The organism is Pseudomonas sp. ADAK13 (genome assembly GCF_012935715.1).
GTDB lineage: Bacteria > Pseudomonadota > Gammaproteobacteria > Pseudomonadales > Pseudomonadaceae > Aquipseudomonas.
In genome coordinates this window covers 1735129-1754112 of sequence record NZ_CP052860.1, presented here as the reverse complement: position 1 = coordinate 1754112, position 18984 = coordinate 1735129, and the positions used below count along the sequence as shown (strand labels likewise).

Genomic DNA, 18984 nt, shown 5'->3' with positions numbered 1-18984 from the left:
TTGCCTACAGTTACGCCAGAATCCGCCGGCTTGTGCGTCTGGATGGGCGTCTCTAAGGTTGCCCGGTCGCTGAATTCTCGGTGATCGGGTTTAGTAGCCTGTGAGAGGCGTCGTTCAATCCAGGAGCGTCGATTATCCTTAGAACTACCCCCAGCCTTTTCACAGTTACGCCCGGCCAAACCACCGAAACCCTGATCCTCAACACCTACGAAACCTTCTCCTCAGTCACCACCCTCTTGCTCGACCTTTCCGACGACCTCACCGGCAAGCAGCGCGATGTCGCGTTGGCCATTCATCAACTGAGCGAATTGGGCGTATTGCTGATGAGGCAAGTGATGGACCGGGGTGTCCCGTTACCTCAAACGCCCTGACTGCGCAGCCAGCTCATCAGCTGCGGCAACGGAAACGCCCCGCTCTGACGCGCCACTTCCCGGCCATTCTTGAACAGGATCAGGCTGGGAATCGAGCGAATCCCCAACTGAGCGGATAACTGCTGATTGGCCTCGCTGTCGAGCTTGGCCAACCGGCATTTCCCGGCCAACTGCCCGGCAGCCTGTTCAAACACCGGTGCAAACGACTTGCACGGCCCACACCATTCGGCCCACACATCCACCAGCAACGGCAGGTCGCCCTTGATCTGGCTGGCGTAATCGCCCTGTTTCAGCTCAAAGGGTTTGCTCAGCAGCACCGGTTGCTTGCAGCGCCCGCACTTCGGCGCATCGCCCAGGCGTTCATTGGGGATGCGGTTAAGACCGTTGCAGTGGGGGCAGGGGATGACGAGAGAGTCGGACATGGTGGGCTCCGTGAAAGTGGCCAATGGGTTCTATTTGGAGCCGGCGGCGTGGTTTATCAAGCAATAACTGAAAGAGGATTAAATATGAGCGAAGTTGTCAGACAAGCGATTGAGCATTGGCCATACGTCTCACCACTCTTGCGTAAACCCCAAACCGAGGTCGACTACGACGCTTTGGTTCTGGCACTCGATGAATTGCTCGATGTTGTTGGAGAAGACGAGGCTCATCCGTTAATGAGCCTGCTCAACATCATTGCTGAGTGGATTGAAGCCTATGACCTTGGGCGCTGGCCAAGGCCCGGCAGTATCGTGCAATAGATTTCAGGACGAACAACTAATCTCCAAATGCTTCCCCCAGTCCGGCGGCCGCTGGGCGTATTGTTCCATCCCCGGCTGCTCTTCAAAGGGTTTGCTCAGCACTTCATGCAGCCGACGCACTTCACTGTAATCGCCCAGCTCAGCCGCCTGGATAGCGTTCTGCGCCAGGTAATTGCGCAGGATATAAAGCGGGTTCACCGCATGCATCCGCTCACGTCGCTGCTCCTCTGTGCCGCTGGCTTCGCGCTCCACACGGGCCTTGTACAGATCCGCCCACTCATCAAATCCCTTGAGGTCGACAAAGTCGTCGCGCAGTCGCGCCACAGCCAGCGCGGCTGATTCATCCCCCAGTCGGCGGAAGAACAGGGTGTAGTCGACGCCGCTGTTCTGCATCAGTTGCAGAAGGCGCTCCACTAGCTTTTGATCGTCATCTTCGGGGGTGGTGAGGCCCAATCGGCGGCGCATCAGGTCCAGGTAGTGCGCCTGGAACAACGGCAGATACAGCCCCAGCGTTTCACGCAGCGCCTCGACACTGATAAACGGCGTCAACGCCTGGGCCAGCGCGCTCAAATTCCACTGCCCGATCGGCACCTGATTACTGAAGGAATAACGCCCTTCATGATCCGAGTGGTTGCAGATGAACTGCGCATCAAAATCATCGAGGAACGCAAACGGCCCAAAGTCGAAGGTGATGCCAAGGATCGACATGTTGTCGGTGTTCATCACGCCGTGGCAGAACCCATAGGCCTGCCATTTGGCGATCAGCTCGGCATTGCGTTCGACGATTTCGCGGAACATCGCCAGGTACGGCTCGGGTTGTTCCAGGCACTCCGGGAAGTGCAACGACAACACGTGCTCCGCCAACGCCTTCTGCAACTCGGGCTTCTTGGTGTAGTAGAAATATTCGAAATGCCCAAAGCGCACATGGCTGTGGGCCAGGCGCAGCACCATGGCGGCGCGCTCCTGTTTCTCGCGCCACACCGGAGTGTCAGAGCCGATCACACACAGTGCCCGACTGCTGGGAATACCCAGTGCATGCAACGCTTCCGACGCCAGAAACTCCCGGATCGACGAGCGCAACACCGCACGACCATCGCCCATGCGCGAGTATGGGGTTTGCCCGGCACCCTTGAGGTGTAGATCCCAATGCTCGCCGGCCTGGTTGTACACCTCGCCCAGCAACAATCCGCGGCCATCCCCCAGTTGTGGGTTGTACGAGCCAAACTGATGCCCGGAATAGATCATCGCCCGCGGCTCGGCCTCGGCCCACAGCTTGTGCCCGCCGAACAGCTCGGCAAATACCGGCGTTTCGGCCACTGCGGGGTCGAGATCCAGCAACGCCATGGCTGCCTCGCTCGCCACCACTAAACGCGGTTCGTCGATGGGCTCGGGCAGTACGTGGGTTGAGAAGCCGTCGCCCAGGCGGGCGAAGCGGTTGTCGAAGGTCAGTTCGTCGAGGGCTTTCAACGGCCATCTCCTGAGCAGAATGTCCGACCATTCTGCTGGGGATAGCGCGTTTAGTCGAGTTTGGCGGGCGGCGGCTCGGGCAGGTCCTGGTCCTGGGCGGGCGGCAGGATGGTCCGGTTTTCTTCTTCTACCGGCACCAGCTTGTATTCCTGGCCGTGCAGGTTTTTCAGGTAAACCTCCATCTGCCGGAACGAGATGTTGATGTGGTGGTTCTTGAACTCGCGGTTGATGAAGCGGTTGACTTCATCGATCACCGGGTTGCGGTCACCAAGATCCCGTACATGCATGCGCAGCTCGTGGTCGAGGGTGCTTTCACCGAAGTTGAGGAAGTACACGTGGGGCGCCGGGTCCTTCAGGACGCGCGGGTTTTCGGCGGCGGCCTTGAGCAGCAATTCCTTCACCAGGTCCAGGTCGGAGCCGTAGTCCACGCCCAGTTTCAGGGTGACGCGGGTGATGGTGTCGGTCAGCGACCAGTTGATCAGTTGCCCGGTGATGAACGTTTTGTTCGGGACAATGATGTCCTTGCGGTCGAAGTCGGTGATGGTGGTGGCGCGGATGCGGATCTTGCTCACCGTGCCCGACAGGTTGCCGATGGTGATGGTGTCGCCGATCCGTACCGGACGCTCGAACAGGATCATGATGCCGGAGATAAAGTTGGCGAAGATCTCCTGCATCCCGAAGCCCAACCCCACCGACAGCGCAGCCACCAGCCACTGCAACTTGTCCCAGCTCACGCCGAGGGTCGACAGGGTGGAGACAAAACCGACACCGGCAATCACGTAGGACAGCAGCGTGGTGGTGGCGTAGGCGCTGCCCTGGGCCAGGTCGAGCTTGGACAGCACCAACACTTCCAGTAAACCGGGCAGGTTGCGCGCCAGGGCGAAGGTGATGCCGACGATGATCAGGGCGCCGAGCAAGTCGCCGATGCTGATGGGCACCATGCTGATATTGGCGCCGGTGCCGCTGGTGTATTCGTAGAGGGTGACGTTGTCCAGGTAGGAAAATACCGAGATCAAGTCAGACCACACCCAGTACAGCGCAGCGATAAAGCCGCCGAGCAAGGCCAGGCGAATCAGGCGCATCGACTGTTCGTTGACCTGTTCGATGTCCAGGGTCGGCTCTTCGATCACAGCTTCGCCATCACCCGCTTCCTTGGCGGCCTGGCGTTTGGCCAGGGCCCGCGCATAGGCCAGGCGCCGTGCGGCAACCCCGAGGCCGCGCACGAAGGTGGCTTCAATCACCAGCCAGAACATCAGCAGGTACAGGGTGTTGATCAACCTGTCGCTGAGTTTGAGGGCGGTGTAGTAATAGCCAAAACACACGGCAATAAACAGCGCGACCGGCAGCGCGGTAAACACCAGGCCGACGGCTTTGCGAAACAGCGAGGCTTTTTCGTGGGTCGGGCTATTGAGCAGCAGGCGCCCGAGCAGCCACGCCATCAAGGCGTAGCAGGTCAGTACCACACCGATGCCCAGCACGTCGTTTGCCAGGGCCTCTGGCTGGTGTTCGGCGACAGCCACCACGGCCACCAGCGCCAGCACCACCAGCCCGAGCTTGCGTATCCAGCCCTGGAGGAATTCGACCTGGGGTTTTTCCCAGCGGAAATGCAGCTCCGCCACACCGCCGGGCGCAAGAATTCGGTAGGCGGTGTAGAACACCAGCCACGCCTGGGCAATCTGTAGCAGGGCCGCGCCGAGGTTGGCGTTTTGCCCGCGGGCGTCGATCTGCAGCGCATAGCCGCACAGCGCCAGGCCCAGCGCCACCGGCATTGCCAGCGCGATATTCACCAGAATCGCCACTGGCGTATGCCACTGGCTGTCGCGCTTGAAGTGGCCGATGTCCTGGTGGATTTTTTTCAGCCGGGCATACAGGGCATTGCGGCGCCACAGCAGTGCACCAATCAACAGCAGCAGGGGCAGGAACAGCAGCGGGCGCTGGGTCAGGCCGTCATACAGTTCGCTGACGCTGGACGCCCACGGCAGGGTCGTGACCTGCTTGCTCAGGTGCGCCGGTACGGTTTCCAGCCATTCGGTGTCCAGCGGCTTGTTGCTGGGAATCCAGAACATCTGCTCGTCGAGGGTCGCCCGCAACGTGGTGGCGGTGCTCAGCAGTTGTTTCTGGTTCAGTTGCAGGGTGATGGATTCGTTGAGCAGCGCGCTCAGTTCCCGGCTCAGGCGTTCCAGCAGGTCGCTGCGGGTGATCGCCAGCTCCAGCAGGGTGCGCCGCAGTTGTGGCGTCACCTGATCGGCCGGCTGGTTGGCCAGCAGGCTGTCGACGTAGGTACTCGGGGTGCTGATCAGTTCGCGCTGTTGGTTGACCTCGAACTGGTACAGGCGAATGTTGGCGATGTCGTCCGCCAGGTCGCGGTCGACGGTCAGGCGCGGCAAGGCCTGCTTCTGTTTGTAGAGGATCTTGGACAGCAACAGGCTGCCCTTGAGTACGTTGATTTGCTCGTCCAGCGCCGAGTCGCTTTGGGTGACGCTGTCCAGTTGCTGCTTGGTTTGCAGGTTTTTCTGGGTCAGTTCGTTGAGCCGGTCGGTGCTTTTGAGCAGGTAGTCGGACAGTTTCAGGTTGGCCGCGCTTTCCGTGGCCAGCAGGCTGCTGCCACCGGCCTTTTGGGCTTCGATGGACTGCTGGGTCACGGTTTCCTGGGATTGGGCCAGGCGCTTCTGGTTGATCAGGGTTTGCAGGTCCTGGATTTCCTGCTCCAGGCGGGCGGTTTTTTCCAGCACCAGGTCGTGCTGGCTGTTGCCCAGGTCTTGCAGCTGGCTGTTGCCGGCCAGTTCCTGGCGGCGCAAAGGAATCAGCGCGTTGAGGGCGGCCAACTCGGCGTTCAGCTGGTTGCGCTGGTCACCGCTGAGGGTCTTGCCGTTGTCTTTGCCCGCCTTGAGGGTCGCGTTGATCTGCTGGATACGCGTCTGGCTGCTGCTGATTTCGGTCTGGGCGCGTTCCGGGCGGGTCTGGGCCGCGATGGTCAGGCTGTTGGCGTCGGCCAGCTCTTTTTGCAGGTCACCTTGCTGGGTAGTGCGTTGCACCAGCAGTTGTTCAAGTTGCGGCACCGGCAAGGTGGCGTAGCGCTGGGCGACCGGAATGACCTTGGTGGCCTTGAGCCGGGTCAGTTCGCGCTGGTTGTCGACGGTCTGGCGCGGCGCGTCTTCCAGCTGGCGCTTGAGGTCCGTCAGGCGCTGCTGGTAGTCCTGCTGGTTGCCGAGGAAGGTGAGGGTCTGCTGCAGAATGGATTGCAGCGCCTTCATGTCGGCGTCGGGTAGCTTGCGGTCCGGCAGCTTGTCCAGGGTTTGCTGGACGGAGTCGATGCTGGGCGGGTCAGCCGCGTGTACGGTGCCGACGCAGAGAGTCAGGCCCAGCAGGGCAGTGGCGAGAAAAGTGCGCAGGGTTGTCATAGAGACCGGTCGAGCAACGTGATAAATAGGGGGCGGGCGCCGTCGCCCCGCAGTTTAGAGGAAGAGTCCGGGGCCCGGGCGACTTCCTTCGGGGAATCTGACGCCGACTTTGCCGATCTTGTTCCCGTCCATGACCGCGACGGTCCAGATGGTGTTGTTCCATTCCACCTGGTCGCCGACGACCGGCGCACCGCCGACTTTCTGGGTGATGAAACGGCTCAGCGGCATGTCCGGGTCGATGCCTTCGAGCTTGAGCCCGTACAGCGCCGAAACCGCGCCCAGCTGGGCGTCGCCTTCCAGCACGAAGTCGCCGAAGAAGCGCAGGTCGAGGCCGCGTTGTGGTGCCTGGCTGAACAGTTTGCCGAGGGCCGGCAGGTTGTGTTCATGGCCGATCACGCAGAGCAAATCGTCGACTTCCAGCACGGTACTACCCGACGGATGGAGCAGTTGCTGGCCACGAAACAGCGCGGCGATCCGCGTGCCTTCGGGCATTTTCAGCTCGCGCAGGGCCGCGCCGATGCACCATTTCTCGGCGCCCAGGCGGTAGACGAACAGCTCCCACTCGCTGGTGACGTGCACTTCCAGGGCCGCCCGGGAAATCGGCGCAGGCTCGGGCGGTACCGTCACTTTCAACAATTTGGCGACCCACGGCAGGCTCGTGCCCTGCACCAGCAACGACACCAACACGATAAAGAACGCCAGGTTGAAGTACAGCTGTGCATGGGGCAGGCCGGCCATCAGCGGAAACACCGCCAGGATGATCGGTACCGCGCCGCGCAGGCCCACCCAGGCGATAAAGGCTTTTTCTCGACCATGGAAGGCTTTGAACGGCAGCAGGCCGACGATCACCGACAGCGGCCGTGCGAAGAGGATCATCCACAGCGCCAGGCCCAGGGCCGGCAGCGCAATGGGCAGCAGATCATGGGGCGTGACCAGCAGGCCCAGCACCAGGAACATGCCGATCTGTGCCAGCCAGGCCATGCCGTCGAGCATATGCAAAATGCCATGACGGCTGCGCACCGGGCGGTTGCCGATCACCAGGCCGCACAGGTACACCGCGAGGAAGCCGCTGCCGTGCAAGGCGTTGGTCAGGGCGAACACCACCAGGCCGCCGGAAATCACCAGGATCGGGTACAGGCCGTTGGCCAGGTTGATCCGGTTGACCATCTGCAGCATCAACCAGCCGCCGCCCAGGCCGATGATGCCGCCGATGCCGAACTCGCGGATCAGATGGCCCAGCAGGCTCCAGTGCAGGCCGGTCTGGCCGCTGGCGAGCATGTCGATCAGGGTGACAGTGAGGAACACCGCCATCGGATCGTTACTGCCGGATTCGATTTCCAGGCTGGCGGTGACCCGTTCGTTCAAGCCTTTGCCACCCAGCAGCGAGAACACGGCGGCGGCGTCCGTGGAGCCGACGATGGCGCCGATCAGCAGGCCTTGAATGATATTGAGGTTGAACAGCCAGGCGGCCGCCATGCCGGTGAGGCCGGTGGTGATCAGTACGCCGACCGTCGCCAGGGACAACGCGGGCCAGAGCGCCACGCGAAAACTCGCCACCCGCGTTCGCAAGCCGCCATCGAGCAGGATCACGGCCAGTGCGAGGTTGCCCACGAGGTAGGCGGTGGGGTAGTTATCGAAGATGATGCCACCGCCGTCGACGCCGGCGATCATGCCCACGGCCAGGATGATCACCAGGATCGGAATCCCCAGGCGGGACGAAAGAGAACTCACCAGAATGCTCGCACCTACCAGCAACGCGCCGATCAAGAACAGGCTGTTGATGGTCGTCGCATTCAAAGGCAGTACTCCATGAGCAGGAAAGACGAGGCGCAAACTGACCATGCAGTCTGCGTGCCAGCGATTCTAACCTGTTGAATTGCTGTGCTGTCAAAAAAGGTGTTGGGGATGTACACGGGTCAAATGTGGGAGCTGGCTTGCCTGCGATTGCGGTGTGTCAGTCACTGGAGATCGTGGCTGTCAGATTGCTATCGCAGGCAAGCCAGCTCCCACAAGGGTCGCTGGTGTCAGTTAAAGCCTGAACCGCCCCACCATCCCGTTCAAATCCACCGCCAACCGCGACAGCTCACTGCTCGCCGCACTGGTCTGGCTGGCGCCGGTGGCCGATTGCACCGACAAATCACGAATGTTCACCAGGTTGCGATCCACTTCCCGCGCCACCTGTGCCTGCTCTTCAGCGGCACTGGCGATCACCAGGTTGCGCTCGTTGATTTCAACGATGGCGGTATTGATCGTATCCAGCGACATCCCCGCGCCCTTGGCGATGTTCAACGTCGACTCCGCACGCTCGGTGCTGTTGCGCATCGAATCCACGGCGTGCTCGGTGCCGGCCTGAATGCTGCCGATCATCCGCTCGATTTCGCTGGTGGACTGCTGGGTGCGATGGGCCAGGGCCCGCACTTCATCGGCCACCACCGCAAAACCACGCCCGGCTTCACCGGCGCGCGCCGCTTCAATCGCCGCGTTCAAGGCCAGCAGGTTGGTCTGGTCCGCCAGGCCGCGAATCACGTCCAGCACCTTGCCGATGTCCCGGGATTCTTCCGCCAGGTTGCCGATCAGGGTGGCAGTGGCTTGCACGTCGCTGCTCATGCGTTCGATGGCGCTGACGGTTTCCTGCACCAAGTCACGGCCATCGCCTGCAGACGAAGTGGCGTTCTTCGAGGCTTCGGAAGTGCTGACCGCATTGCGGGCCACTTCTTCAACCGCGCTGGTCATCTCGTTCACCGCCGTGGCGGCCTGTTCGATTTCGTTGTTCTGCTGGGTCAGGCCACGGGCGCTTTCGTCGGTCACGGCGTTCAGCTCTTCCGCGGCGGAGGCCAGTTGGGTGGCCGAGCCGGAAATGCGCTGCAAGGTGTCCTTCAACTTGTCCTGCATCTTGGCCATCGCCAACAGCAGCCGGCCGGCTTCGTCGTTGCCTTCCACCTTGATCGGGCGCGTCAGGTTGCCTTCGGCGATTTCCTCGGCGGCGTCCAGGGCCTGGGCGATCGGCTGGGTGATGCTGCGGGTCAGCAGCCAGGCGAACAGCATGGTCAACGCAGTGGCCAGGATCAGCAGGATCACCACCAGCTCAAACGCCAGGTCGTACTGGTCGGCAGCTTGCTGGTTGGTGGCCAGGGCCATCTTGTTGTTGATGTCCAGCAGGCGGTTCAAGACGGCATTGACCTGATCCGAGTTGTTCAGCAACTCGGTGTTCAGCAGCGTGCGCAGTTCTTCCACCTGGTTGGCCCGGGACAGGCTCTTCATGCGATCTTCGATCTGATGGTACTGGGCCAGCAGACGCACGTATTCATCGTAGGCAGCACGTTCCTCGCTGCTGTCGATCAGCTTCTCGTAGACCGCCTGGGCCGTACGAATCTGCTGATTGCGCACGTCAAACGACTCAAGGGTTTTTTGCTGGACGTCGGGCTCGCGGTTGGTCAGCAGGCGATAGGACAGTACCCGCAGGCGCAGGGTCAACTGGGTGAATTCGTCCAGGGCGCGAATGCTGGGCACGCTGCTCAGGGTGATGTCTTCCGTCGCCGCGCGAATCTTGCTCATCTGGTTCAACGCGAACACGCCGAGAAACAACATCAGCGCACCAATCAACGCGAAGCCGAGGAAGGCTCGCGGCGCGATATTCATATTACGAAGAGACATGCTGTGATCCTGGGGAGAAGCGCGATCCATGCGGGGTTTGGGCGGGGTGTCCATGACCTATCGGTCATACGACTAAAGTCTTGAGGGGGTGCGCGCTTTTGTCGCAGAGTGGGGCGGCCCGACGGGATTCAGGAACCAGATGCCATAAATGCAGTCACTAAGGCTCGAAAGCGTGGCCTGCCCCATGAAATCAAGGCCCCGCGCCAGGGATAACCCTGGCATCCGAGGTGAATTTTCTTTATCGTCACCGCCCTTTGAAAAAGCCCGAGAAATCAAAATGTTAGAAGCATCCCTCAGCCAATTGGAACAACTGGTCAGCGACCTGGTACAGCAGAACCAGGATCTGCTGGGCACCAACGAATCCCTCAAGGCCGAACTGGCTCGCGCCAAGGATGAAAACGACAGCTTGCAGCTGAACCTGATGGAACAGGAAGAAAAGCAGGGCGCTACCGCTGCCCGTATCCAGGCGTTGGTTGAGCGTGTGAGCGCAGGTCCTGTCGGCGCATGAATGAAGGGATAAAGGTCGTTTCGATTCTCGGTGAGGATTACTCGATCAAGGCGCCGGAGGGGGAAGACAACACCCTGATGAGCGCCGTGACGATGCTCAAGGCATCCCTGGCCACCACCAAGAAAAAGTACCCGACGCTGATCGGTGACAAACTATTGGTGCTGGCGGCGCTGAACCTGTGCGCCGAGCAGATCGAAATGCAAAAGCATCACCAGCAGGAACTCGACCGTTACCAAGAGCAAGTCAGCGCCACGGTCGAGGTGATTTCCAAGGCGATCGGAACGCCTTAGAACCACTCATCCTGCATCCCCAGGCACGTGTCATCGCGTGCCTCGAGAATCGCCAGTTCATGATGGCAGCCCGGTATTTCCCACGTCAGGAAGTACCGGGCGGCCTGGAGCTTGCCCTTATAGAAGGCGACATCGGCAGCATTGCCTTTGGCCAGCCCTTCCTCGGCGCGAATCGCCTGCTCCAGCCAGCGCCAGCCAATCACCGTATGCCCAAACACTTTCAGGTACAGCGCCGAATTCGCCAGGCTGCTGTTGACCTTGCCCTGGGCGAGATCCGTCAGCAGGCCGAGGGTGACGCTTTGCAGGCGTGCCACTAACTGTTCCAGCGGTTCCCGCAAGGCGGTCAGCGACGGGTATTCCTGTGCCCGCGCGCCGGTCTCGGCGATCAGGCGAATCAGTTGTTTCAAACCCGCGCCGCCGTTCTGCGCCAGTTTGCGACCCAATAGATCCAGCGACTGAATGCCGTGGGTGCCTTCATGGATCGGGTTCAGGCGGTTGTCGCGGTAGTACTGCTCCACCGGGTACTCGCGGGTGTAGCCGTGACCGCCGAGGATCTGGATCGCCAGTTCGTTGGCCTTGAGGCAAAACTCCGACGGCCAGGATTTGACGATCGGCGTCAGCAGGTCCAGCAGTTCGTGGGCCTGTTTGCGTGCCGCTTCGGTTTCCAGCGTGGTGGTGTCGTCGAACAGGCGCGCGGCGTACAGGCCGAGGTCAAAGGCGCCTTCCACGTAGGCTTTTTGCGTCAACAGCATGCGCTTGATATCGGCGTGCTGGATGATCGACACCGGCGCGGTGTTCGGGTCCTTGCTGTCGGGCAGGCGGCCTTGCGGACGTTCGCGGGCGTACTCCAGGGAATACAGGTAGCCCGCGTAACCCAGCATCACCGCGCCCATGCCGACGCCGATCCGCGCTTCGTTCATCATCTGGAACATGCAGCTCAGGCCCTGGTGCGGCTTGCCCACCAGATAGCCGACGCAGTCACCGTTATCGCCGAAATTCAGCGCGGTCGAGGTGGTGCCGCGCCAGCCCATCTTGTGAAACAGCCCGGCCAGCAGGACATCGTTGCGTTTGCCCAGGCTGCCGTCGTCGTTGACCAGGAATTTGGGCACGATAAACAGCGAAATGCCCTTCACCCCGGCGGGTGCGTCCGGCAGCTTGGCCAGCACCATGTGCACGATGTTCTCCGACAGCGGGTGGTCGCCGCCGGAAATGAAGATCTTGTTGCCCTTGAGACGATAGCTGCCGTCAGCCGCCGGCTCTGCGCGGGTACGAATATCCGACAGCGATGAGCCTGCATGGGGCTCGGTCAGGGCCATGGTGCCGAAGAAACGCCCTTCGATCATCGGTTGCAGGAAGCGTTGTTTCTGTTCTTCGGTGCCGAAGCTCTCGATCAGGTTGGCGGCGCCCATGGTCAGGAACGGGTAGGACGTAGACGCGGCGTTGGCTGACTGGAAGTGCGCGAAACAGGCTTGGGAGAGCAGGGTTGGCAGCTGCATGCCACCGGCCTCGAAACTGCGGGCGGCGTTAAGGAAGCCGGCTTCAAGGAAAGCATCCACGGCCGGTTTCACTTCAGGAATCAGAATCGCCTGACCGTTCTCGTAGCGTGGCTCGTTCTCGTCGCCCTTGCGGTTATGCGGGGCGAAGAACTTCTCGGCAATGCTGCGGGCGGTGCCGATGGCGGCGTCGAAGGTTTCGCGGTTGTGTTCGGCAAACCGCTCGCGCTGCGTCAGGCCCTCGGCATCGAGGACTTCGTACAGCTCGAAAGCCAGATTGCGGGAACTGAGCAGCGTCTCGGACATGGCGGCTTACCTGTGTGGGAATGGGCCTGAGTCTAAGTGCGCAAATAGAGGCTGGATAGCAAGATTGATCTGGGTGATGGAGGGGCCAAACAGGGAGGAAGCTGGGACGCGGTCAATGTGGGAGCTTTTGTGGGAGCCGGGCTTGCCCGCGATGCAGGCACCTCGATGTGTCAGATACACCGAGGTGATGCCATCGCAGGCAAGCCAGCTCCCACATTTTGACCGCGTTCCGTCAGTTAGCCGATCGTCATCAGGCTGGCGTTACCACCCGCCGCAGCGGTGTTGACGCTCAACGCGCGCTCGATCACCAGGCGCTCCAGGGCAATTCCGGTTTCGCCCGAAGACAAGCCGTGAACCCCGACAATCGCCCCGCCACGCTTGGCCACTTGCTGGCAAACCCCGCGCAGTTGGTCGGAATCGCCGTGATGCAGTACGGCATCAAACACGGTTTCATCCTTGGTCCAGTCAGCCACTCGCGTGATCTTCGCCTGAATCTCCTTCGGCAAGCGTGGGAACGCGGCCTTGGTCAATTCAGTGTCCGGCCATACCGCCGAGCTGCCGACTGCCAGTACGGCAGCCAGTTGCGTCAGCAGGTCGCCTTCCACTTCCGCCAGGCACAACACGTGCTCGCGGGGCAGGATGGCGTAGCTGTTGCGCTCGCCGGTCGGGCCGGCCAGTTGGCGGGTGATACCGCTTTGGGATTGCGCGGCGAACTGTACGCACAGGGCGCTCAAGTCGCTGAGCTTGTTGCTGTCGGCCCAGGCTTGCAGGGCGGTCAGCGGCTTGCTCATGGCGTCCCGCAGGCGAACATCCGGTGCGGCCAGTGCATCACCGCGAACGAAGGATTGCTCAATGGCATCCGTAGGACGAGTCGACAGCAGGCGGTACAGATATAGCGGGCCGCCAGCTTTCGGGCCGGTCCCCGACAAACCTTCGCCGCCGAACGGCTGCACGCCCACCACGGCACCCACGATGTTACGGTTCACGTAGACGTTCCCGGCATGGACGTTGTCGATCACCTTGGCGATGGTCTCGTCGATACGGGTGTGCACGCCCAGGGTCAGGCCGTAGCCGGAAGCGTTGATCTGGCCGATAAGCTGGTCGATCTCTTTACGCTTGTAGCGCACCACGTGCAGCACCGGGCCGAAGATCTCCCGCTGCAGTTCGTCGAAGCTTTCCAGCTCGATCAGGGTTGGCATCACGAAGGTGCCGCGCTTGATCTCTTCGCTGTCGGCAATGGCGACCTGGTAAACGTTGCGGCCTTTGTCGCGCATGGCCTGGATATGTTTCTCGATGCCGGCCTTGGCTTCGGCGTCGATCACCGGGCCAATATCCACCGACAGGCGCTCCGGGTTGCCGAGGCGGCATTCAGCCATCGCCCCTTTGAGCATTTCGATCACACGATCAGCAGAGTCTTCCTGCAAGCACAGGACGCGCAGGGCCGAGCAGCGCTGGCCGGCACTGTCGAAGGCCGAGGACACCACGTCGATGACCACTTGTTCGGTCAGCGCCGAGGAATCGACGATCATCGCGTTCTGGCCGCCAGTCTCGGCGATCAGCGGAATAGGGCGACCTTGTGCGTCCAGGCGGCCGGCGACGTTGCGTTGCAGCAGGCGTGCCACTTCGGTGGAGCCGGTGAACATCACGCCCTTGACGCGATCATCGCCCACCAGGCGCGCACCGACGGTTTCGCCCTGACCCGGCAGCAGTTGCAGCACGCCTTCCGGAATCCCGGCTTCCAGCAGCAGGCGCACGGCTTGTGCGGCTACCAGCGGCGTTTGCTCGGCAGGCTTGGCCAGTACCGGGTTACCGGCGGCCAGTGCAGCGGCGACCTGGCCACTGAAGATTGCCAGCGGGAAGTTCCACGGGCTGATGCACACCACCGGACCCAGTGGACGGTGGGCGTCGTTGGTGAAATCGTTACGGGCCTGCACTGCGTAGTAACGCAGAAAGTCCACGGCTTCACGCACTTCGGCGATGGCGTTGGCGAAGGTCTTGCCAGCTTCGCGGGCCAGCAGGCCCATCAGCGGCTGGATCTCGCCTTCCATCAAGTCGGCGGCACGTTCCAGGATCGCGGCGCGTTCGGCGGGCGGGGTGGCCTGCCAGATGGGCGCGGCTTTCAAGGCGCACTGGATAGCGTTGTCGACGTCTTCGACGGTGGCTTCCTGTACGTGGCCGACCACGTCACGCAGGTCGGACGGGTTCAGCACCGGCGTAGCGGCTTCATTGCTGGAGGCGCAACCGAGCATCGGTGCGGCTTTCCAGTTGTTATGCGCGGTCGCCAGCAAGGCGCAGGACAGCGAAGCCAAACGATGTTCGTTGGCCAGGTCGATGCCGGCCGAGTTGGCGCGCTCGGCACCATACAGGTCGCGGGGCAGCGGGATACGCGGGTGCGGCAGGCCGAAGCCGCCTTCCAGCGTCGCCATCTGCTCGATGCTGGCCACTGGATCGGCCACCAGTTCCTGGATCGAGATGGATTGGTCGGCGATGCGGTTGACGAACGAGGTGTTGGCGCCGTTTTCCAGCAGGCGACGCACCAGGTAGGCCAGCAATGTTTCGTGGGTGCCGACCGGTGCGTACACGCGGCACGGACGGTTCAGCTTGCCTTCGGAGACCTTGCCTACAACCTGCTCGTACAGCGGTTCGCCCATGCCGTGCAGGCACTGGAACTCGTACTGGCCGGGGTAATAGTTCTGACCGGCGATGTGGTAGATCGCCGACAGCGTGTGGGCGTTGTGGGTCGCGAACTGCGGGTAGATAACTTCCGGTACCGAGAGCAGTTTGCGTGCGCAGGCAATGTAGGAAACGTCGGTGTACACCTTGCGGGTGTACACCGGGTAGCCTTCCAGGCCTTCGACCTGGGCGCGCTTGATTTCGCTGTCCCAGTACGCGCCTTTTACCAGGCGGATCATCAGGCGATGGCGGCTGCGGCGCGCCAGGTCGATCACGTAGTCGATCACATACGGGCAACGCTTCTGGTAAGCCTGGATCACGAAGCCGATGCCGTTCCAGCCGGTCAGTTGCGGCTCGAAGCACAGGCGTTCCAGCAGGTCGAGGGACAGCTCCAGGCGGTCGGCTTCTTCGGCGTCGATGTTCAAGCCGATGTCGTATTGCTTGGCCAGCAGCGTCAGGGACAGCAGGCGCGGGTACAACTCGTCCATCACACGCTCGTACTGCGCACGGCTGTAACGCGGATGCAGGGCAGAAAGCTTGATGGAAATGCCCGGGCCTTCATATATCCCACGGCCGTGGGACGCTTTGCCGATCGAGTGGATGGCTTGTTCGTACGAGGCCAGGTACTTCTGGGCGTCGTGCTCGGTGAGTGCGGCTTCACCGAGCATGTCGTAGGAATAGCGGAAGCCCTTGGCTTCGAACTTGCTCGCATTGGCCAGGGCTTCGGCGATGGTTTCGCCGGTGACGAACTGCTCGCCCATCAGGCGCATGGCCATGTCGACGCCCTTGCGGATCATCGGCTCGCCGCTCTTGCCGATGATGCGGCTCAGGGACGACGTCAGGCCGGCCTCATTATGGGTGGCGACCAGCTTGCCGGTCAGCAGCAGGCCCCAGGTGGCGGCGTTGACGAACAGCGACGGGCTGTTGCCCAAGTGCGGGTGCCAGTTGCCGGTGCTGATCTTGTCGCGGATCAGTGCGTCGCGGGTGCCTTTGTCCGGGATGCGCAGCAGCGCTTCGGCGAGGCACATCAGCGCTACACCTTCCTGGGACGAAAGAGAGAATTCTTGCAGCAAGCCCTGGACGATGCCTGCACGGCCGCCGGCGCTTTTCTGATTGCGCAGTTTTTCGGCGATCGACGACGCGAGCTTGTTGGTGGCCTCGGCCATTGCCGCCGGCAGGCGAGCCTGCTCGATCAGCATCGGCACCACTTCCGGTTCCGGGCGGCGGTAAGCGGCGGTGATCGAAGCGCGCAGTACGGATTGCGGCAGGATGCTCTCGGCGAACTCGAGGAAGCACTGGTGGGCGTGGTCGGTCTGGACCTCGCCGGCTTCTTCTGCGTCCTTGCTGCCCAAGCCGTTGAGCTCGGCCAGGGTTGCACCACCCTCGAGTTTCTCCAGGTAATTGAAAATCGCCTGCTTGATCAGCCAGTGCGGCGTGCGATCAATGGAGGTCGCGGCTGCCTTAAGGCGCTCGCGGGTCGGGTCGTCAAGTTTGACCCCAAGGGTGGTCGTAGCCATCTTTTTATCCTCATGGGTGCCACTACCGCGTGGCATCAGCTGGCGGCAAGATTAGCTTTGCGCCGAGAGAGGTGCAACCGGGTGCAACCCTTTTTATCCATGATTTTTTTGATGCTGATCGGGAAAAATTATCACCGCAGCCGAATCGGCTGCGCCTTGGTGCAATTGGTTCTGACTTTGGCTGCGCTTGCTCCGAAAAGGAGCAAAAACAGGGCGTTTTGCGGAAAACACATCAAGGTGCAACTTATTCTCAAGAAACTGGTTGCACCTTATTTACTTTGTTGAATAGCATTCGCGCCCAAGGTGCAACCGTCTTACGGAAGGTTCATCGGCTGATGGCTTTCCTGGGGAAACGTCAGTCATAAATGCGCGGCGCCGGGTTTCGTCTATCCACTTGCTGAGTGGGTGGCCGTCCTGACAGACCGCCGCTACATAAAAACAATGCCAGGGCGTAACTCAATGAGCGTAAGTAATCCTACCCTGATCACATTTGTGATCTATATCGCTGCCATGGTGCTGATCGGCTTTATGGCCTATCGCTCCACCAACAACCTTTCCGACTACATTCTGGGCGGTCGCAGCCTCGGCAGCGTGGTCACCGCGCTCTCGGCCGGCGCCTCGGACATGAGCGGCTGGTTGCTGATGGGTTTGCCCGGCGCGATCTACATGTCTGGCCTGTCGGAAAGCTGGATCGCCATCGGCCTGATCGTCGGTGCCTACCTGAACTGGCTGTTTGTAGCCGGCCGCCTGCGGGTGCAGACCGAGCACAACGGCGACGCCCTGACCCTGCCGGATTACTTCTCCAGCCGCTTCGAAGATAAAAGCGGCCTGCTGCGGATCATCTCTGCGGTGGTGATCCTGGTGTTCTTCACCATTTACTGCGCTTCCGGCATCGTGGCCGGTGCCCGCCTGTTTGAAAGCACCTTCGGCATGTCCTACGAGACCGCGCTGTGGGCCGGTGCTGCCGCGACTATTGCCTACACCTTCGTCGGCGGTTTCCTGGCGGTGAGCTGGACCGACACCGTGCAAGCCACGCTGATGATCTTCGCCCTGCTGCTCACGCCGATCATCGTGCTGCTGGCCACCGGCGGCGTCGACACCACATTCCTGGCGATCGAAGCGCAGAACCCTGACAACTTCAACATGCTGAAAAACACCACCTTCATCGGCATCATTTCGCTGATGGGCTGGGGCCTGGGCTACTTCGGCCAGCCGCACATCCTTGCGCGCTTCATGGCGGCGGATTCGGTGAAGTCGATTGCCAATGCGCGCCGCATCTCCATGACCTGGATGATCCTGTGCCTGGGCGGCACCGTGGCCGTGGGCTTCTTCGGTATCGCCTACTTCTCGGCGCACCCGGAAGTTGCCGGTCCCGTGACCGAGAACCACGAGCGTGTGTTCATCGAGCTGGCCAAGCTGCTGTTCAATCCGTGGATTGCCGGTGTGTTGCTGTCGGCCATTCTGGCCGCGGTCATGAGTACCTTGAGCTGCCAGTTGCTGGTGTGCTCGAGCGCCCTGACCGAAGACTTCTACAAAACCTTCCTGCGTAAAAATGCTTCCCAGGTTGAGCTGGTGTGGGTCGGTCGCGCCATGGTGCTGCTGGTGGCGCTGATCGCCATCGCCATGGCCGCCAACCCGGAAAACCGCGTACTGGGCCTGGTGAGCTACGCCTGGGCGGGCTTCGGCGCTGCGTTCGGTCCGGTGGTACTGATCTCTGTGCTGTGGAAAGGCATGACGCGCAATGGCGCGCTGGCCGGCATCCTGGTAGGTGCGATCACCGTGATCGTGTGGAAGCACTTCAGCCTGCTGGGCCTGTACGAAATCATCCCGGGCTTCATCTTCGCGAGCCTGGCGATCTACTTCGTAAGCAAGCTGGGCGCGCCGACTGCCGGCATGGTTCAGCGTTTTGATGCAGCCGAGGCGGATTACAACCTCAACAAGTAATCGGTGGGGGCTTGAAGGCCCGCTGAACTGAAAACGGCCCGCCTGCGGGCCGTTTTTTATGGGCGTGATTCAGTCGCGATCTGCGTCCGGCTGATTCAGGAAAATCAGCACACCCAGGATCGCCATATAAAACTTGAACGCCGCTTCCTGGCCGTTCCACTGATGGGATTGCCACATCAGGAACCACTCGCCGCCGATCACCATAAAGCCGAAAAACCACACGACAAAACCGAGGGTCAGGCCCGCGACTGCGCATTTCTTTGCGCGGTTGAATTCGGTGCCGGTGGCACGACGAGCTCGCCACAACGCCAGCGCACCTCGTGCCAGCAACACGGCCGTCAGTGCTTCACCCGCAATGATCAGCCAATACGCACCGTGCCATAGCCATGGAGTGGTGATGGCGCGATACATTGCGGCGTTGCCGGGGAAGGTGGTGTCCATACTCAGCACATGTTTGACGAAGGCAAAGTTGGAGCCGTAGTCGGTGATGTTGCTGAAGGCGACGAGTGTGGCGAAGGCTGCCAGGGCGAGGGTCAGGACGATTTTTGCGTAACGGGTGGCCATGTTTTTTCCATTGTCATGGGGCGATGGGGGATGAATACGCTAGCACGCTGGTGGTA

Annotated in this window: 12 protein-coding genes and 3 pseudogenes; 6 read left to right on the top strand and 9 right to left on the bottom strand. The window is 61.4% G+C overall.

The window, feature by feature from the left end:
• Positions 1-134: 134 nt before the first annotated feature.
• Positions 135-371, top strand: coding sequence for a DUF6124 family protein (locus tag HKK54_RS33550; RefSeq protein WP_237151076.1), 237 nt, complete (start codon positions 135-137; stop codon positions 369-371).
• Here HKK54_RS33550 and trxC read toward each other — a convergent pair.
• Positions 359-793 carry a thioredoxin TrxC gene (gene trxC, locus HKK54_RS08270; RefSeq protein WP_003209402.1) on the bottom strand — a complete coding sequence of 145 codons (435 nt, stop codon included), beginning with the start codon at positions 791-793 and terminating at the stop codon, positions 359-361. The two genes, HKK54_RS33550 and trxC, sit on opposite strands and share 13 nt — an antisense overlap.
• 84 nt (positions 794-877) lie before the next feature.
• On the opposite strand from trxC, the pseudogene HKK54_RS08265 reads away from it, so the two are divergent.
• Positions 878-1093, top strand: a pseudogene (locus HKK54_RS08265) (transcriptional regulator); the annotation flags it as partial.
• 21 nt (positions 1094-1114) lie between these two features.
• Here the strand turns inward: HKK54_RS08265 and selO are convergent.
• The 5 genes and pseudogenes from selO to HKK54_RS33960 form a co-directional block, all read right to left on the bottom strand.
• On the bottom strand, positions 1115-2578 hold the full coding sequence (gene selO, locus HKK54_RS08260; protein WP_169386541.1) for a protein adenylyltransferase SelO: 1464 nt from the start codon (positions 2576-2578) through the stop codon (positions 1115-1117).
• Between the two features lie 50 nt (positions 2579-2628).
• Complete coding sequence (gene mscK / locus HKK54_RS08255) at positions 2629-5979, bottom strand: mechanosensitive channel MscK (protein WP_010169253.1); 3351 nt, start codon at positions 5977-5979, stop codon at positions 2629-2631.
• Between the two features lie 54 nt (positions 5980-6033).
• The gene (locus tag HKK54_RS08250) at positions 6034-7776 is read right to left on the bottom strand and encodes a potassium/proton antiporter (protein ID WP_008439183.1); all 1743 of its coding nucleotides are present in this window, start codon (positions 7774-7776) and stop codon (positions 6034-6036) included.
• Positions 7777-8007: 231 nt separating this feature from the next.
• Positions 8008-8607: pseudogene (locus HKK54_RS33965) on the bottom strand (methyl-accepting chemotaxis protein); the annotation flags it as partial.
• A 306-nt stretch (positions 8608-8913) separates the two neighbouring features.
• Positions 8914-9567, bottom strand: a pseudogene (locus HKK54_RS33960) (MCP four helix bundle domain-containing protein); the annotation flags it as partial.
• A 343-nt stretch (positions 9568-9910) separates the two neighbouring features.
• Here HKK54_RS33960 and HKK54_RS08240 point away from each other — a divergent pair.
• Both HKK54_RS08240 and HKK54_RS08235 read left to right on the top strand, forming a co-directional pair.
• Positions 9911-10141, top strand: a complete 231-nt coding sequence (locus HKK54_RS08240; RefSeq protein ID WP_010169256.1) for a hypothetical protein — start codon at positions 9911-9913, stop codon at positions 10139-10141.
• The gene (locus HKK54_RS08235; RefSeq protein WP_003209415.1) at positions 10138-10431 is read left to right on the top strand and encodes a cell division protein ZapA; all 294 of its coding nucleotides are present in this window, start codon (positions 10138-10140) and stop codon (positions 10429-10431) included. Before HKK54_RS08240 ends, HKK54_RS08235 begins: the two co-directional genes overlap by 4 nt.
• Here the strand turns inward: HKK54_RS08235 and HKK54_RS08230 are convergent.
• Both HKK54_RS08230 and putA read right to left on the bottom strand, forming a co-directional pair.
• Positions 10428-12230, bottom strand: a complete 1803-nt coding sequence (locus HKK54_RS08230; protein WP_169386539.1) for an acyl-CoA dehydrogenase — start codon at positions 12228-12230, stop codon at positions 10428-10430. The two genes, HKK54_RS08235 and HKK54_RS08230, sit on opposite strands and share 4 nt — an antisense overlap.
• A gap of 236 nt (positions 12231-12466) precedes the next feature.
• Positions 12467-16420, bottom strand: coding sequence for a trifunctional transcriptional regulator/proline dehydrogenase/L-glutamate gamma-semialdehyde dehydrogenase (gene putA, locus HKK54_RS08225; protein ID WP_169386538.1), 3954 nt, complete (start codon positions 16418-16420; stop codon positions 12467-12469).
• A gap of 29 nt (positions 16421-16449) precedes the next feature.
• Here putA and HKK54_RS08220 point away from each other — a divergent pair, with 29 nt between their 5' ends.
• Together HKK54_RS08220 and putP are read left to right on the top strand one after the other, a co-directional pair.
• Entirely contained in the window at positions 16450-16785 is a 336-nt protein-coding gene (locus HKK54_RS08220) for a hypothetical protein (protein ID WP_169386537.1), read from the top strand.
• 94 nt (positions 16786-16879) lie between these two features.
• Positions 16880-18364 carry a sodium/proline symporter PutP gene (putP, locus tag HKK54_RS08215; RefSeq protein ID WP_010169263.1) on the top strand — a complete coding sequence of 495 codons (1485 nt, stop codon included), beginning with the start codon at positions 16880-16882 and terminating at the stop codon, positions 18362-18364.
• A gap of 69 nt (positions 18365-18433) precedes the next feature.
• Here putP and HKK54_RS08210 read toward each other — a convergent pair whose 3' ends face one another.
• On the bottom strand, positions 18434-18928 hold the full coding sequence (locus tag HKK54_RS08210; RefSeq protein WP_010169265.1) for a DUF2165 family protein: 495 nt from the start codon (positions 18926-18928) through the stop codon (positions 18434-18436).
• Positions 18929-18984: the final 56 nt, after the last annotated feature.

Excerpts from the sequence above, each read along its gene's own strand:
- HKK54_RS08230 (WP_169386539.1), bottom strand. The coding sequence starts at position 12,230 with ATGTCCGAGACGCTGCTCAGTTCCCGCAATCTGGCTTTCGAGCTGTAC.
- HKK54_RS08235 (WP_003209415.1), top strand. The coding sequence starts at position 10,138 with ATGAATGAAGGGATAAAGGTCGTTTCGATTCTCGGTGAGGATTACTCG.
- putP (WP_010169263.1), top strand. The coding sequence starts at position 16,880 with ATGAGCGTAAGTAATCCTACCCTGATCACATTTGTGATCTATATCGCT.
- mscK (WP_010169253.1), bottom strand. The coding sequence starts at position 5,979 with ATGACAACCCTGCGCACTTTTCTCGCCACTGCCCTGCTGGGCCTGACT.
- putA (WP_169386538.1), bottom strand. The coding sequence starts at position 16,420 with ATGGCTACGACCACCCTTGGGGTCAAACTTGACGACCCGACCCGCGAG.
- HKK54_RS08210 (WP_010169265.1), bottom strand. The coding sequence starts at position 18,928 with ATGGCCACCCGTTACGCAAAAATCGTCCTGACCCTCGCCCTGGCAGCC.
- trxC (WP_003209402.1), bottom strand. The coding sequence starts at position 793 with ATGTCCGACTCTCTCGTCATCCCCTGCCCCCACTGCAACGGTCTTAAC.
- HKK54_RS08240 (WP_010169256.1), top strand. The coding sequence starts at position 9,911 with ATGTTAGAAGCATCCCTCAGCCAATTGGAACAACTGGTCAGCGACCTG.